This is a genomic window from Solibacillus sp. GQ1 (assembly GCF_059758555.1).
Genome location: NZ_JCAXEX010000001.1, coordinates 1876312 through 1891823, shown reverse-complemented (window position 1 = coordinate 1891823; position 15512 = coordinate 1876312). Strand labels below are relative to the sequence as shown.

General features: G+C 39.4%; 14 protein-coding genes. 12 read left to right on the top strand and 2 right to left on the bottom strand.

Annotated features, from left to right (window positions below; all coding sequences use genetic code 11):
* Positions 1-133 precede the first annotated feature (133 nt).
* The 4 genes from ahrC (at position 134) to spo0A (ending at position 4546) form a co-directional block, all read left to right on the top strand.
* Positions 134-583: a transcriptional regulator AhrC/ArgR gene (ahrC, locus tag AC6CH1_RS09675; protein WP_079527588.1), complete on the top strand. Its 450-nt coding sequence runs from the start codon at positions 134-136 to the stop codon at positions 581-583.
* Between the two features lie 16 nt (positions 584-599).
* Positions 600-2291 carry a DNA repair protein RecN gene (recN, locus tag AC6CH1_RS09670; protein WP_251687064.1) on the top strand — a complete coding sequence of 564 codons (1692 nt, stop codon included), beginning with the start codon at positions 600-602 and terminating at the stop codon, positions 2289-2291.
* 191 nt (positions 2292-2482) lie between these two features.
* A complete protein-coding gene (locus AC6CH1_RS09665) occupies positions 2483-3409 on the top strand; it encodes a SpoIVB peptidase S55 domain-containing protein (protein ID WP_251687066.1) in 927 nt (308 codons plus the stop codon).
* A gap of 345 nt (positions 3410-3754) precedes the next feature.
* The gene (spo0A, locus tag AC6CH1_RS09660) at positions 3755-4546 is read left to right on the top strand and encodes a sporulation transcription factor Spo0A (RefSeq protein ID WP_251687068.1); all 792 of its coding nucleotides are present in this window, start codon (positions 3755-3757) and stop codon (positions 4544-4546) included.
* A gap of 118 nt (positions 4547-4664) precedes the next feature.
* On the opposite strand, the gene AC6CH1_RS09655 is transcribed toward spo0A, so the two are convergent.
* Positions 4665-5138, bottom strand: a complete 474-nt coding sequence (locus tag AC6CH1_RS09655) for a DNA polymerase III subunit alpha (protein WP_498317308.1) — start codon at positions 5136-5138, stop codon at positions 4665-4667.
* A 363-nt stretch (positions 5139-5501) separates the two neighbouring features.
* Between AC6CH1_RS09655 and AC6CH1_RS09650 the strand changes: the two genes are divergently transcribed.
* From AC6CH1_RS09650 to AC6CH1_RS09640, 3 genes are all read left to right on the top strand, one after another.
* Positions 5502-5936 (top strand): hypothetical protein, encoded by a 435-nt coding sequence (locus tag AC6CH1_RS09650; protein ID WP_251687074.1) that lies wholly within the window; start codon positions 5502-5504, stop codon positions 5934-5936.
* Positions 5937-6142: 206 nt separating this feature from the next.
* Positions 6143-7657: a flagellar assembly protein A gene (locus AC6CH1_RS09645; protein ID WP_251687076.1), complete on the top strand. Its 1515-nt coding sequence runs from the start codon at positions 6143-6145 to the stop codon at positions 7655-7657.
* Positions 7657-8382, top strand: a complete 726-nt coding sequence (locus AC6CH1_RS09640) for a glycerophosphodiester phosphodiesterase (protein WP_251687078.1) — start codon at positions 7657-7659, stop codon at positions 8380-8382. Before AC6CH1_RS09645 ends, AC6CH1_RS09640 begins: the two co-directional genes overlap by 1 nt.
* Before the next feature lie 162 nt (positions 8383-8544).
* On the opposite strand, the gene AC6CH1_RS09635 is transcribed toward AC6CH1_RS09640, so the two are convergent.
* Positions 8545-8778: a DUF2627 domain-containing protein gene (locus AC6CH1_RS09635; protein WP_251687080.1), complete on the bottom strand. Its 234-nt coding sequence runs from the start codon at positions 8776-8778 to the stop codon at positions 8545-8547.
* 403 nt (positions 8779-9181) lie between these two features.
* Here AC6CH1_RS09635 and AC6CH1_RS09630 point away from each other — a divergent pair, with 403 nt between their 5' ends.
* The 5 genes from AC6CH1_RS09630 (at position 9182) to AC6CH1_RS09610 (ending at position 15483) form a co-directional block, all read left to right on the top strand.
* Entirely contained in the window at positions 9182-10276 is a 1095-nt protein-coding gene (locus AC6CH1_RS09630) for a Leu/Phe/Val dehydrogenase (RefSeq protein WP_251687082.1), read from the top strand.
* Positions 10277-10331: 55 nt separating this feature from the next.
* Positions 10332-11741: a dihydrolipoyl dehydrogenase gene (gene lpdA, locus AC6CH1_RS09625; protein WP_251687084.1), complete on the top strand. Its 1410-nt coding sequence runs from the start codon at positions 10332-10334 to the stop codon at positions 11739-11741.
* A 20-nt stretch (positions 11742-11761) separates the two neighbouring features.
* Positions 11762-12772 (top strand): thiamine pyrophosphate-dependent dehydrogenase E1 component subunit alpha, encoded by a 1011-nt coding sequence (locus AC6CH1_RS09620; RefSeq protein WP_079527564.1) that lies wholly within the window; start codon positions 11762-11764, stop codon positions 12770-12772.
* Positions 12772-13755 (top strand): alpha-ketoacid dehydrogenase subunit beta, encoded by a 984-nt coding sequence (locus AC6CH1_RS09615; RefSeq protein ID WP_251687086.1) that lies wholly within the window; start codon positions 12772-12774, stop codon positions 13753-13755. Before AC6CH1_RS09620 ends, AC6CH1_RS09615 begins: the two co-directional genes overlap by 1 nt.
* Positions 13756-14124: 369 nt before the next feature.
* Positions 14125-15483: a dihydrolipoamide acetyltransferase family protein gene (locus tag AC6CH1_RS09610; protein WP_251687088.1), complete on the top strand. Its 1359-nt coding sequence runs from the start codon at positions 14125-14127 to the stop codon at positions 15481-15483.
* The last annotated feature ends 29 nt before the right edge of the window (positions 15484-15512 follow it).

Genomic DNA, 15512 nt, shown 5'->3' with positions numbered 1-15512 from the left:
TACTTTTTTATGTAGAAAACAGTCGGAAAAAACGGATTTTTGAACATATGTACGGTTTTTTCTTGTTTTTCCTTTATGCAAATGGTAGTGTAAATATACATATATTCCTATACATTTTAATGAGGTGACTTTTGTGAACAAAGGACAGCGCCATATACGCATCCGTGATATTATTACAAATAACGAAATCGAGACACAGGACGATTTAGTCGATCAGCTGAAAAATGCCGGGTACAACGTCACTCAAGCAACGGTTTCACGAGATATTAAAGAACTGCATTTAGTTAAAGTACCGTTACAGGACGGTCGTTATAAATATAGTTTACCAGCAGACCAACGTTTCAACCCAATTCAAAAATTGCATCGTTCGTTGGCAGATGCTTTCGTTTCGATTGATGGAGCGTCGCACTTTTTAGTAATGAAAACGTTGCCAGGGAATGCGAATGCAATCGGTTCATTATTGGATCATCTGGACTGGTCGGAAATTTTAGGTACGATTTGTGGGGACGATACGATTTTAATCATGTGTCGAACAGAGGACGAACGTGAAGAAATAAAAAATCGCTTATTAGATATGCTGTAAACCGAGGTGGAATGGTTTGTTAAGAGAATTAAGCATTCGAAATTTTGCTATTATTGATGATTTAACCGTTAGTTTTTTCGGGGGTTTAACTGTTTTGACAGGTGAAACAGGTGCCGGAAAATCAATCATTATTGATGCGGTTAATATATTGGCTGGCGGACGCGGCTCAACCGAGTTTATCCGCCACGGAGAAAAAAAGGCGGAACTTGGCGGATTATTTCATGTGAATAATAGTCAGCATCCGATTTTTGCGAAACTCGAAGAACATGGGATTGAATCAGAAGAAGATACGATTATTTTAAGACGTGATTTGCATGATTCAGGAAAAAGCGTTTGCAGAGTGAACGGCAAACTTGTTCCATTATCTGTTTTACGTGATATTGGCGGCAGTTTAATCGACATTCATGGGCAACATGAAAATCAGGAGCTTATGGATGAAAAATTCCATATCAATTTACTGGATCATTATGCACATAATAAGCTTCAGCCGGTGAAAGCGAAATACGATGAAGCGTATGAAGCGTATCGTCAATTAAAAAGAGAAGTGGCTGAGCTAAGCATGGACGAGCAGCGAATGGCGCAGCGTATTGATTTATATCAATTCCAAATCCAGGAGCTGGAACAGGCAGGTTTGAAAATTGATGAAGAAGAGGCATTGGATGAAGAGCGACTTCGTTTAATGAATTTCCATAAAATATTTGAACGTGCGAACATTGCGTATTCAGCGATTTCCGATGATGGAACAGGACTGGATTTCATCGGTAATGCGATGAATGCACTGGAAGACATTGTAGCGCTCGATTCGAATTTCAAAGAGGCTTCAGAAGCGGTCACTTCGAGTTTTTATGCATTGCAGGATGCAGCATATCAGGTGAAAAATGTGCTCGATGATTTAGAGTATGACGCAGAGCGCTTAAATGAGGTCGAGCAGCGGCTTGCTTTATATCAAACTATGAAACGTAAATATGGTACGACAGTTGAAGAGATTTTAACGTATCATGAAAAAATCGAGGAAGAGTTAAGCCAGCTTATGAACCGTGATGAAACATTGCAGAAAAATGAGCAATTGCTGGCGAAAATGGAAGCAGATCTAAATGAAATTGCAAAAGAATTGACGACAATCCGCAAAGAAAATGCGATTAAGCTTAGTGATGCCATTATGAATGAGTTGCGTATGCTTCATATGGAAAAAGCGCAGTTTATCGTTAAATTCGAGCCACTGAATCAGCTGGACGCAAACGGCAAGGATTTTGTCGCATTCTACATTTCTACAAATGTTGGGGAACCACCGAAGTCGCTGCCTAAAGTCGCTTCCGGCGGGGAACTTTCACGTATGATGCTTGCGCTTAAAACCATTTTCTCTTCGTCAAATGGCATTACGTCCATTATTTTCGATGAGGTTGATACGGGTGTAAGCGGACGTGTCGCTCAGGCTATTGCCGAAAAAATTGCCGCAATTTCAGTTAATTCGCAAGTTCTATGTATTTCTCACTTGCCGCAAGTTGCCGCAATGGCAGATCATCATTACTACATTAAAAAGCAAGTTGAGCATAACCGTACATTTACTTCGATTACGGAAATGGAAGAAAAGGAACGAATTGTGGAAATTAGCCGCATGATGAGTGGGGCTGAAATTACAGACCTGACATTACAACATGCTTCAGAATTAATCCACATGGCCAATGAACGTAAGGAAATGATGAATTAAATATACAAAAACCGTCTAAAATTAATAAAAATTTTAGGCGGTTTTTTATTTTTTTAAACGTATAAGTTTCAAGGTCGCGAAGCAGCAGGGATTACAACGAATACATTCTAATTTTTCCTCATATCAACAAAATTTTTCCGTTCATAACTCCGTCAAATTTTCACATAGTAAGCGCATAGAGGAGGTGAAGGATGATTAAAAAATGGTCGATACTCGTTGCATTGCTTTTTATGTTATCACCAATAGAAGTATTGGGGAAATCATTAATTCCAATGGGCCATTCAATTGGCGTTCAGTTGGAGATGCCTTATGTAATGGTTGCACAGGACGTATTATTGGAAAATAGTGAGTGGTTGAAAAAGGGAGAACATATTTTAAAACTTAATGGTGAAAAAGTAAGCCAGTTAGAAGACATTGCCGGCAAAGGCGAATCATTTACACTGACCGTTGAAAATGGAAAGCAACAACGAGAGATCAACGTATCAGCTCATGAACTGGTGCATTTAAAACCATTTTTAAAAAGTGAAACAGATGGAATAGGGACGTTAACGTACATCGATCCTGAAACGATGGAATACGGAGCGCTTGGACATCAAATTGTAGATTCTACAATGAAGCAGCCTCCGAAATTCAATGATGGTGCAATCTTTGAAGCATCAATCTCACAAGTGAAGAAAAGTACGCCTGGACAGCCAGGGTACAAAATTTCAGTTGTAGATAAATCACAAATGCCACTCGGTTCAGTAATAAGCAATGATGTATACGGTATTTTTGGTAATTGGAAACAATCATTACATGACAGTTTGCATCCGCCGATGGAAATTATACATGCAAATGAGTTAAAAAAGGGAAAAGCACAAATCTTAACGGCAATCGACGGGGAAGAAGTCAATTTGTTTGATATCGAAATTGACAAACAAACGGATAATACGTTTACTTTCAATGTCGTCGATAAACGTCTTATAAAGAAAACGGGCGGTATTGTTCAAGGGATGAGCGGAAGTCCTATAATACAGAATAACCAGTTCGTTGGTGCGGTAACGCATATGTTTATCGAAGAACCAACAAAAGGTGCCGGTATTCTTGTAATTGAAATGCTGAAAAAGAGCCCGTACTAAAAATACTTTAGACTATACTTTTTATTAAAGTGTAGTCTTTTTTTGATTTTTTCATTACAATAGTACATAATGATAAATCGACAAATGATGAACCATATATTTCCTTGTCGATAAACAGAGAAAAGATACTACTTGTTACTCATTTTTTATGAAAGAAAAGGAAATTTAGTAATTCTGTCGAAACTTCACTAAAGGACAATGCAAAATAAGAGAGATCGAAAGACAACTGTCGCTCATTTTTGTTACAATTGTATTACACAAGAAGTTTGGACATTTGTAAGAAAGCTCATACAATTTGCTATTGTAATGAATATATAAGAAATAGAATTTAAAGGGGGATTTTGTTTGTCAAAGGTGAAAATTGCGATTGCTGATGATAATCGCGAATTAGTTAAAATGATGGAAGTGTATTTTACGAATCATCCGCAAATTGAAATTGTTGCAACAGCGTCTAACGGAAAAATCTGTATTAAAATGTTGGAAGAGCATAAAATTGATGTTCTACTATTGGATATCATTATGCCGCATTTGGATGGACTGGCTGTCTTGGAAGAGATGTATAACGATGAGCGTCATACACAGACACAAGTCATTATGCTAACTGCTTTTGGCCAAGAAGATGTCATGAAGCAGGCTGTGAATTACGGTGCATCTTATTTCATGTTAAAGCCTTTTGAATTTGAGCAGCTTGTTCAAAAAATTCTGCATTGTGCAGGCAAGAAAGTCGAACAGGAAAAACGTGTACCGGTTTTATCAACGAGTACCCCTGCAAAAATGGACACACGCTTATTAGATACAACGATTACAGGCATCATTAAAGAGATTGGTGTACCTGCACATATAAAAGGATACGCTTACTTACGTGAAGCGATCCAGATGGTTTACAATGATATTGAGTTGCTAAGCTCAGTTACAAAAATTTTATATCCGGAAATCGCGAAGAAATTCGGGACAACCCCGTCACGTGTGGAACGTGCTATTCGCCATGCGATTGAAGTAGCCTGGAACCGAGGCAGCTATGAGAACATTTCGGAATTGTTCGGCTATACCGTGCACCATATGAAATCAAAACCGACAAACTCAGAGTTTATTGCGATGATTGCGGACAAAATCCGTATTGAAATGGTAGCGAGCTAATAAATTGAGGGCATTTTACCTCGGAAACTTATTTTTTATTACGAGAATACTACTTTAATTAAACCTTCTTAAACAGTTTCTATCGACAGTTTAAGAAGGCTTTTTTATTTTGACTTCTTTATACCGTTCCAAAGGAATTATCCATCCTATCCGCTATAATTGAAATGTCTTCGTCAACGAATATGAACGTATCCTTGATTATTACATAACCATCAATAGCTTGCGCTAGATGCTCATCGGTTTCCATTATTTCTTTCAAATCTTCACTAACATAGTAACAGTCTTCCGAACTATTATAAGAGCAGTCTTCTATCTCACTAATTCCGGCTTCTTTAAAGTATTCATCCATTTTCTTTAAAATTCTATATAATTTTTTATCGGAAAAATATTTATATTCACTGCCATCAAACATCTGAATATATAAATATTTGAACTTATATTCACTCCAAAGTTCATCCTCATTCATAAGGAACAGGAAAAGAAATCTTTCCTCTGCTTTATCATTTCTATAATAGATTTTTTCTGAATTCAACTCATAATTTTTAATCCTTTTTAGAAAAAGCCTTTTGTTATCAAGTACAATTACACTCATTTCATAATCATCCTTTTACATTCATTGGTAATTTATGAGTATTTTAACCTAAAAAGAGATTTTTTAGACTTTGCGAAACTATAATTTGGGTAAATCGTAAATCGTATTACGTGAATAAAAATATTTGTAATTAACGTTTAACAAAAAATAACAACGGGTAAAATTAGATAGCAAGGCTAAGAAATTCTTCGTCTTCGTTTTTACCTCCTTTCTTTGGATAATATGTTTGAAAACGTATTGTTCTATTTGTGTCTAGCTGGTGCTGGGCACTTTTTTTGTTGTCATAGGATTTTAATATTAATTTCACATTATTAATATAATTTCACAGTAGAATAGGGGGATAACAATAAGGAGCGATGATAAATGAAACGATGGAAATTCGTATTGATCCTTCTGGGCGTGCTGACGTTTTTTCTGCTAGTAAGATTTCCGCAAGATTTTGATGCGTCTCCTACGACAACGGCCAATTCTCCGGATGAGGTTGTAAAAAAATATAAAGAAGAATTACATGTTCAACGTGAGATATGCTATAACGATATATTACTGCTCGGTACATTAAGTAATACACAGCTTCAAACGATGGAAATTGAGCTTGAAAATTATTTAAATGAGCTGGGTACATTAAGAAACGAGATTATCGAAAATAATATTAACCATCAAAACCTAACCAATTCCATCGAACTAGATATTTTAATGATCAATCGTACACTTAGGGCTATTGAAACACGGGATGAAAAATATTTAAAAGACCTGTCAGATATGTATCATAATTTACTCCAATTCCAACGTTCACTATAATAATATATTATAGATGTTTATAACTTATGAGACAGATACTTTTCGGCTAATTTGAAGAACATGCTAAAAAACCTCCTTACAATCCAATTTTTAACTAAACAATTATCAGAAATATGTATATACTGTAATGTATGAGGAGGTGGAATGGCATGGTTATTCATGAAAATCACTTTTTTGAAATAATAAAAAATGAGGGGAAAATATATTTGCAAACCCGACAGCCAGGTTTTATGCTAAAAGACTTCGAAACGATTTTGCGCCAAAATCCTCGTATTAAACTAACGAATTTTGCATTATTAAAAGAGGGACTAAATGAAGTGACTGACACCCCGGTTGAAATCGGTAAATGGCTTCCATCGATTGTAATCGAAATTTCCCGAGATAAAATGTCAGCATCGCTTTTTGTATATGAGACAGCGGAGTATATAAAAGAAAATGTGCAATCCATACAAAAAAAGGTTCAGAAGCTTTTAGCTGAAGATAACATAACGTACGGTATTTTAAATGTGAAACTGGAATCGATTGTCACTGCGAAGGCAACATTGATTGCGCAAGGAACACCGCCTGTCAAAGGTGAAGATTCACAAATTACCTATTTAGAATTACCTGAGCGAAAACCGGTTATAAGAGAAGATGGCAAAGCGGATTATTATGATTTGAACTTTATTTATGAAATTGAAGAAGGCGCATGGCTTGGTGAGAAAATTCATGCACAATCAGGTATTCCGGGAATAAATATTTATGGGGAATCGATTCCTGCTCCTTTGGGGCGAGATTTGCCGTTGAATTATGACAAGAAATCGGCCTATGAAGTTGAAGAAGAGGGAAAAACGGTACTTCGCTCGAAAATAAGCGGGGTAGTTGAAGAACATCAAGGAATGGTGAGTGTGAATCAGCATTTACCAATTGACGGTGATGTCGGCATCGAAACCGGGAATATTGAATTTAATGGATCTGTCTCAATTAAAGGAACTGTCCAGCCAGGCTTTTCCGTTGTTGCAAATGGTGATATTTCAATCGAACATCCAGAAGGTGTATCCGGCGCAAAACTGATTAAGTCCCTTTACGGGGATATTTTTATTCGAGGAGGCATATTCGGTTTAGGCGAAACACTTGTAGAAGCTGCCGGAGATATATTCGTTAAACATGTAAATGATGCCCATTTAGTCGCAGGTCAAAATCTGAATATTGGATTTTATTCGTTAGGTTCAAATTTGACTGCACATTCCATTTTGGTTGATGAGCGGAAAGGGAAAATCATCGGTGGGACTGCAATCGCAAAAAGTACAATCGTTTCGGCGTTTACAGGAAACCGACTGGAAAGACCGACTGAATTAATCATTATTAGCATAAACAGAGCACAAAGTCTTGAGGTCATTCAATACAAGGCATCGCTGCTAAAATCAATGCATGAAGATATGGTGCAGCTTGAGGCACAAATAGAACGCATCCTTCCTGTTATACATACGTTAACACCACGACAATTGGCGGCATTGGAGCTCACAAAACAAAAGCTCGCTTCCAATAAAGAAACAGCGCAGAATTTAGATCGGGAAATTAAACAATTAATGAACGATTTACGCAAAGTTAGTAAAGCAGAGATTCATGTGACGAAAGAAGCATATCCTGGTACATATATACAGATTGGCAAAAAGTCCACTGTTTTGACGTCTATAACAAATGGACGATTTTTAATAGAAAATGGAGAGTTGAATGTATAATGAATAACATACCCATTTTTGCCCACCGAGGGGCATCAAGCTTTCACTTAGAAAATACGTTTGCTGCCTTTAAAAAAGCGAAAGAACTTGGGGCAGATGGCATTGAACTGGATCTCCAAGTTTCAAATGATGGAATTTTAGTGGTATTCCATGACAATGACTTAAAGAGACTGGCCGGTATTAATAAAATGGTCAATCAGTGTTCTTATGACGAGCTCATTCACTATAAATTAGGTCCGCGGTTTAAACGGCTGTTTCGTCGTGACCGGATGATTGCCTTTGCCGACGTACTGGAATGGGCGAATGCCGAAAATATTGCGTTGAATGTAGAGCTGAAAGAGTCGCTATTAACGAATGAGCATGTTCTGAAGGAATTACTGCAAACGATCAGCTTACCTGAAAACAGCCATTTCTCTTCATTCCATGATTCTCTGCTAAAGATTGTGAAAGAGATTCGCCCGGACATCGAGACGGCGTATATTATTACGAGAAAATTCTATTGGGCCACATTAGCGGAGCAAAATTTTTTCGATGCGATACATGCACATAAACGGTACTATAAAGATCAATATTTAGAGGCCTGTAAAACGGCTAATATCGGCATGCGTTTTTACGCAATCCAGGGAAATGAATCATTCTTAAAAACTCCCCATTCGATTGTAAAAGGGTGGATTACGGATTTTCCGCATTTAGTTCAGGAAGCCCAGAAAAATCGACAAGTTTGATTTTATTTAAATGAAATATGGAAGTGATTCCCTATTTACTTTTACCCTAATAATTTTGTGGAATGCCAGAATAACATTACTCTTCTTCATTGAAGAATTAACTGAATATACGAAAAAAATCAAATTTCCCTATAAAGAGAAATTTGATTTTTTGTTTTGTCTTTATTTCTGCCAGCGCTCCGATACTTTACCACGCTTGCGATCCCGGTACAGTAAAAACCCTGCAAAAAATAAAAATGAAACGGCAAAGAATATGGCACCGACGACGAATTGTAACCAAATCCAAGGAAATGGTGAAATTAAAATACCGAATAATGTGTCTCGCATAAATTTTATCCCGGCAGCCATTAAAATTGCGGGAATGACTAGTACGATAAATGCAGCCATACGTGCCATTTACAGACCTCCTTCAGACAAAAAACAGTAAATGAAACAATGTCTCAGATTATTTTTAGTATCACTTAATTTTACAATGCAGGCAGAGAAAGTCAATAATCGGGTATAGATTCATAGAATGGAAATATGGGATGAGTCCAATAAAACTTAAATTACTATATTGAAATAGTGTTTTCGAAAGTAATTTTGCGTGATTTTCAAATTTGATTTCGCGTAAAAATTGTCCGAATATTCTAATTTAAATCAAATTAAGGATTTCTAGTTGCATCCTTTTAGATTTATAAGTATTGTAAAAATAACGATAATAAAATTATACAAATTTAAGTATTTATTATCTTTAATTAACAGAAAATAATAATATACGAGAAAGTAAGCGCTTTCTTGAGTGGAGGGGTATAGTGTTATGGAAATTTTCAAGTACATGCAGAAATATGATTTTGAACAAGTAGTCTTTTGCCAAGATGAGGCATCGGGGTTAAAAGCGGTTATTGCTATTCATGATACAACATTGGGACCAGCTCTTGGGGGTTCGCGCATGTGGACATATGCCTCAGAGGAAGCAGCTATTGAAGATGCACTTCGTCTAGCACGCGGTATGACTTATAAAAATGCGGCGGCAGGCTTAAATTTAGGTGGCGGTAAAACAGTTATTATTGGAGATCCGTTCAAGGATAAAAATGAAGAAATGTTCCGTGCATTAGGACGTTTCATTCAAGGTTTGAATGGTCGATATATTACGGCAGAAGATGTCGGTACAACGGTTGCAGATATGGATTTAATTCATGAAGAAACAAATTATGTAACAGGTATTTCTCCGGCATTCGGCAGCTCTGGCAATCCTTCACCAATTACAGCGTATGGTGTATTTTTAGGGATGAAGGCAGCAGCGAAAGAAGCATTTGGAGATGACTCGCTGGCAGGCCGTAAAGTAGCAGTTCAAGGTCTTGGGAATGTTGCGTACACATTATGTGAATACTTGCATAAAGAAGGAGCGAAACTAATCGTAACTGACATTAATCAGCAAGCAATCGATCGTGTCGTTGCAGACTTTGGAGCAGTAGCTGTAGCACCTGATGAAATTTACGCACAAGATGTGGATATTTTCTCACCATGTGCTCTTGGCGCAATTGTCAATGATCAGACGATTCCGACATTCAAAGCGAAGGTTATTGCTGGATCTGCAAACAATCAGCTGGCAGAATCAAGACATGGTAAAGTACTGCATGATTTAGGGATTGTTTATGCACCGGATTATGTGATTAATGCAGGTGGGGTTATTAACGTAGCAGACGAGTTATACGGCTATAATCGCGAGCGTGCAATGAAGCGTGTAGAAACGATCTACACAAGCTTGGAAAAGATTTTTGCAATTTCAAAAGAAGAAGATATTCCAACATATTTAGCAGCAAACCGTTTGGCAGAAGAGCGTATTGCTCGTGTAGCAAAATCCCGCAGTCAGTTCCTTCAAAACGAAAAAAATATTTTAAACGGTCGCTAATACGCGATTACGAAAGAAGAAATTGATTTTGTAACTGGAAAAAGGGGTGTCGGTTATGGCGAAAGATTATGATGTCGTTATTTTAGGCGGAGGCACAGGCGGTTATGTAGCCGCGATTCGTGCGTCACAGCTCGGATTGAAAACGGCAATCGTCGAAAAAAATAAAATGGGGGGTACATGCCTGCATGCGGGCTGTATTCCAACTAAAGCATTGCTCCGAAGTGCGGAAGTATATGTGCAATCGAAAAAGGCACTTGATTTTGGGGTGGAAGTAAATGACGTCAAAATCGATTTTGAACGTGTCCAACAAAGAAAGGCTACCGTTGTAGATAAGCTTTACAAAGGTGTCCAGCACTTGATGAAAAAAGGAAAGATCGACGTATATGATGGTTTCGGCCGCATTTTAGGACCATCTATTTTCTCGCCGATGCCAGGTACGATTTCAGTGGAAATGAATGATGGCACAGAGAATGAAATGCTTGTGCCGCAAAACGTCATCATTGCGACGGGTTCTCGCCCTCGAACATTGGACGGATTGAAAGTTGATGGGAAAAAAGTATTCACATCAGATGAATTCCTGACAATCGAAAAGCTCCCGAAGTCAGCTATTATTATCGGTGGTGGCGTAATTGGTGTCGAATGGGCGTCAATGCTCACTGATTTCGATGTTGAAGTCACGATTATCGAGCTAGGTGATCGTTTGTTGCCGACTGAAGATGCAGCCATTTCCGCGGAGATGCTGAAATCTTTGAAAAAGCGCGGGGTGAATGTTCATTTCAATGTAAAACTTGATCCTTCCGCAATTGATACAAAGGAAAATGTATCACTACAAGTGAATGATGAAACCATTTCAGCGGAAGCACTTTTACTATCAGTTGGAAGGATAGCGAACACGTCAAACATCGGCTTGGAGAATACGGAAATCGAACTGGACAATGGATATATTTCAGTAAACGAACATTTCCAGACGAAAGAACGTCATATATATGCTATAGGAGATGTTATCGGTGGAATGCAGTTGGCACATGTTGCTTCACATGAAGGAATACGTGCTGTCGAGCATATTGCGGGACAGAATTCGATTCCACTGCATTATGCAAATATTGCACGAGGCGTCTACAGTAATCCGGAAGTCGCAAGTGTCGGCCTTACGGAAGAGCAAGCGAAAAACAACGGCTATAAAGTTGTGACAACAACATTCCCGTTTAAAGCGATCGGTAAAGCGATTGTGTATGGTGAAACAGCAGGCTTTGTGAAAGTAGTTGCCGATGAAAGTTCGAATGATGTTGTCGGCGTCCATTTAATCGGACCGCATGCAACGGATTTAATTTCTGAAGCTGCACTTGGCTTGTTTTTAAATGCCTCACCATGGGAAGTTGGACAGATGGTGCATTTGCATCCTTCGCTAAGCGAAATTATTGGGGAAGCCGCACTGGCGATTGAAGGCAAAGCAATTCATTTTTAACAGCGACAAGGGGGTATTTTATGACGGACACTAATATTACACATGAACAATTGGGATTAACGGATGAAGATGTACTGAAAATGTACGAAACAATGTTAATGGCACGCCGTATTGATGAGCGGATGTGGCTGTTAAACCGTGCAGGCAAAATACCATTTGTTATTTCATGCCAAGGACAGGAGGCGGCTCAAGTAGGTGCTGCCTTTGCCCTTGATCATACAAAGGATTATATTGCGCCGTACTATCGTGATATGGGGGTTGTCCTTCATTTTGGGATGACGGCTAAAGATTTAATGCTTTCGGCGTTTGCGAAAGCGGAAGATCCGAACTCTGGCGGGCGTCAAATGCCGGGGCACTTCGGGCAAAAGAAAAATCGTATACTTACGGGTTCTTCTCCTGTAACGACACAAGTACCGCACGCGGTCGGTGTTGCACTTGCAGGAAAAATGCAGCAAAAGGACTTTATCACATTTGTAACGCTCGGTGAAGGTTCGTCAAACCAAGGGGACTTCCATGAAGGAGCAAACTTTGCGGGTGTGCATAAATTGCCGGTTATTATCATGGTAGAAAACAACCAATATGCAATTTCTGTACCGGTTGAGCGCCAATTGGGCTGTGCACAAGTGTCAGACCGTGCAATCGGCTACGGGATGCCTGGTGTAACGGTAGACGGCAAAAATCCGCTGGAAGTATACAAAGTGGTGAAAGAAGCGGCTGATCGTGCACGTCGCGGTGAAGGGCCTTCACTGATCGAAACGGTTTCGTTCCGATTGACAGCCCATTCTTCGGATGATGATGATCGTCAATATCGTACAGCTGAGGATATTGCAGAAGGAAAAGCAAAAGACCCGATTATTTTATTTGAAACATACTTAAAAGACAACGGTATAGCGGATGATGCGCTATTGGAAGAAATGAACAAAAAAATTATGGATACTGTCAATGAAGCGACAGATTATGCAGAAAATGCAGCCTATGCCTCGCCAGAACATGCATTGCGTTTTGTGTATGCGGAAGGAGAAGATGCGTAATGCCGGTAATTTCTTATATTGATGCGATTAACTTAGCGATGAAAGAAGAAATGGAGCGAGATGACCGCGTCTTCGTATTAGGTGAAGATGTTGGGTTAAAAGGCGGCGTTTTCAAAGCGACAACAGGTCTGTATGACAAATTCGGCGAAGCACGTGTACTGGATACACCGTTAGCGGAAAGTGCGATTGCCGGTGTTGCAATCGGTGCAGCGATGTATGGCATGCGTCCGATTGCTGAAATGCAGTTTGCGGACTTTATTATGCCTGCTGTAAACCAGATTGTTTCGGAAGCGGCAAAAATTCGTTACCGCTCAAACAATGACTGGAGCTGTCCTTTAGTTGTGCGTGCTCCGTTTGGTGGGGGAATTCATGGTGCCCTTTATCACTCACAATCGGTTGAAGCGATGTTTGCAGGGACTCCTGGATTGAAGATTGTCATTCCGTCAACACCATATGATGCAAAAGGCCTGTTAAAAGCAGCCATTCGCGATCCGGATCCGGTACTGTTTTTCGAACATAAACGTGCATACCGTCTTATTAAAGGTGAAGTGCCGACAGATGATTATACATTGCCGATCGGAAAAGCCGATGTGAAGCGCGAAGGTGATGATGTAACCGTCATTACGTACGGTCTTGCAGTACATTTTGCATTGCAGGCAGCAGAACGCCTGGCAAAAGACGGCATCGAAACGCACATTTTAGATTTGCGTACCGTTTACCCGTTAGATCAAGAAGCCATTATTGAAGCAGCAAGAAAAACAGGGAAAATCCTTCTTATCACAGAGGACAATAAAGAAGGCAGCATTATAAGTGAAGTGGCGGCCATCATTGGAGAGCATTGCCTATTTGAACTGGATGCACCGATCAAGCGTCTCGCGGGACCGGATGTACCTGCAATGCCATACGCACCAACAATGGAAAAGTTCTTCATGATTAATCCCGACAAAGTAGAAAAGGCAATTCGCGAACTCGCTGAATTCTAGTTAATAGAATAAGGGACAGAATATTTAAGCTACAATTTTGTAGAGAAAAGAGTTGATTGGAATGGAAGGGAGGCGAGTGATCGTGCTGACGGTTTCACCTTTCGCACTGCTAAAACACAAGCTGACGGCTAGCGCCTTTCGCTACAAGATTTTCTCTGTGACGAAAGCGTAAGCGACAGTCACAAGCAAGCTTCCTGCGGGAACAGCCTGTGGGAGAGACTACAGGCTCGAGCCGGGCCCGCGGAAAGCGTCCTCCCTGAAATGGAAATCAACTCATATATTTTGAGATGCCCTTATTTAATTCAAGTATCTATATTTGGCTTGCAACTTTTTTGAAATTAAGCCTATTAGTTAAAGGGGGATTGTTTAATGACAATTCAAAATATCGTCATGCCGCAACTTGGAGAAAGTGTGACAGAAGGTAAGATTGAACGCTGGCTTGTCCAAGTGGGAGACAAAGTAAATAAATATGATCCATTAGCAGAAGTAACAACAGATAAAGTTAATGCCGAAATCCCTTCTTCGTTTGCAGGGGTAATTACAGAATTAATCGCAAACGAAGGCGAAACATTGCCGGTAGGCGCAGTTGTATGCGCGATTGAAGTGGAAGGCTCAGAAATGCCGCCAGCACCAGTAGAAAAAAGCTCGAATGTCAGCTCGGCAATTCTAAATGCCGGCCCACAGAAAAAAGAAGAAGAAAAACCAGCAGCAAAAAAAGAAGACAAACCGGTGCGCACAGAACGCAAGCCTGGTCGTTTTTCACCTGCAGTTTTAGCATTGGCCAATGAACACGATGTCGACTTGGCCCAAATTACCGGCACAGGTGTCGGCAATCGGATCACAAGAAAAGATGTTGAAGCCTATGTTGCTGCGGGTAAGCCGACAAGTCAGGATATTTCGAATGACGAACAACCAACAGCATTCGCGGAGCCAAAACAAGAATCGTCTTCGCAAGAGTCAGCACAAGGCTCTACACAAGAACCGGTATCGTCGCCTCAGCCGAAACAGGAAATCCCTGTTGCTGCTGGAGATATTGAAATTCCGGTTACGCAAGTCCGTAAAGCAATTGCGAAAAATATGCTGCGTAGCGCACATGAAATTCCGCATGCATGGATGATGATGGAAGTCGATGTGACAGAGCTTGTTGAATACCGTGACAGCATAAAAGAAGATTTCAAGAAAAAAGAAGGCTTCAACCTGACGTATTTTGCATTTTTCCTAAAAGCGGTCTCCCAGGCGCTAAAAGAATTCCCGATCATCAACTCTGTATGGGCGGAAGATAAAATTATTCAAAAGAAAGATATTAATTTATCGATTGCTGTAGCTACTGATGATGCACTATTCGTGCCGGTTATCAAAAATGTCGATGAAAAATCGATTAAAGGCATCGCGAAGGAAATTCATGAATATGCACATCTTGTACGCAACGGAAAACTGAAATTGGAACATATGCAAGGTGGTACATTTACAGTCAACAATACCGGATCATTTGGTTCTGTTCAGTCGATGGGCATTATCAATCATCCACAGGCAGCAATTTTGCAGGTGGAAAGTATTGTAAAAAGACCTGTAATAGTACAGGGTAATATGATTGCTCCACGCTCTATGGTAAATTTATGTTTATCTTTAGATCATAGAATTTTAGATGGCATGATTTGTGGTAAATTCTTATCTCGTGTGAAAGAAATTCTCGAAAATGTCGATAAACAGAAGATGTCAGTCTACTAAAAATGCCGTGAAAGCCTGTAAAATAAGGC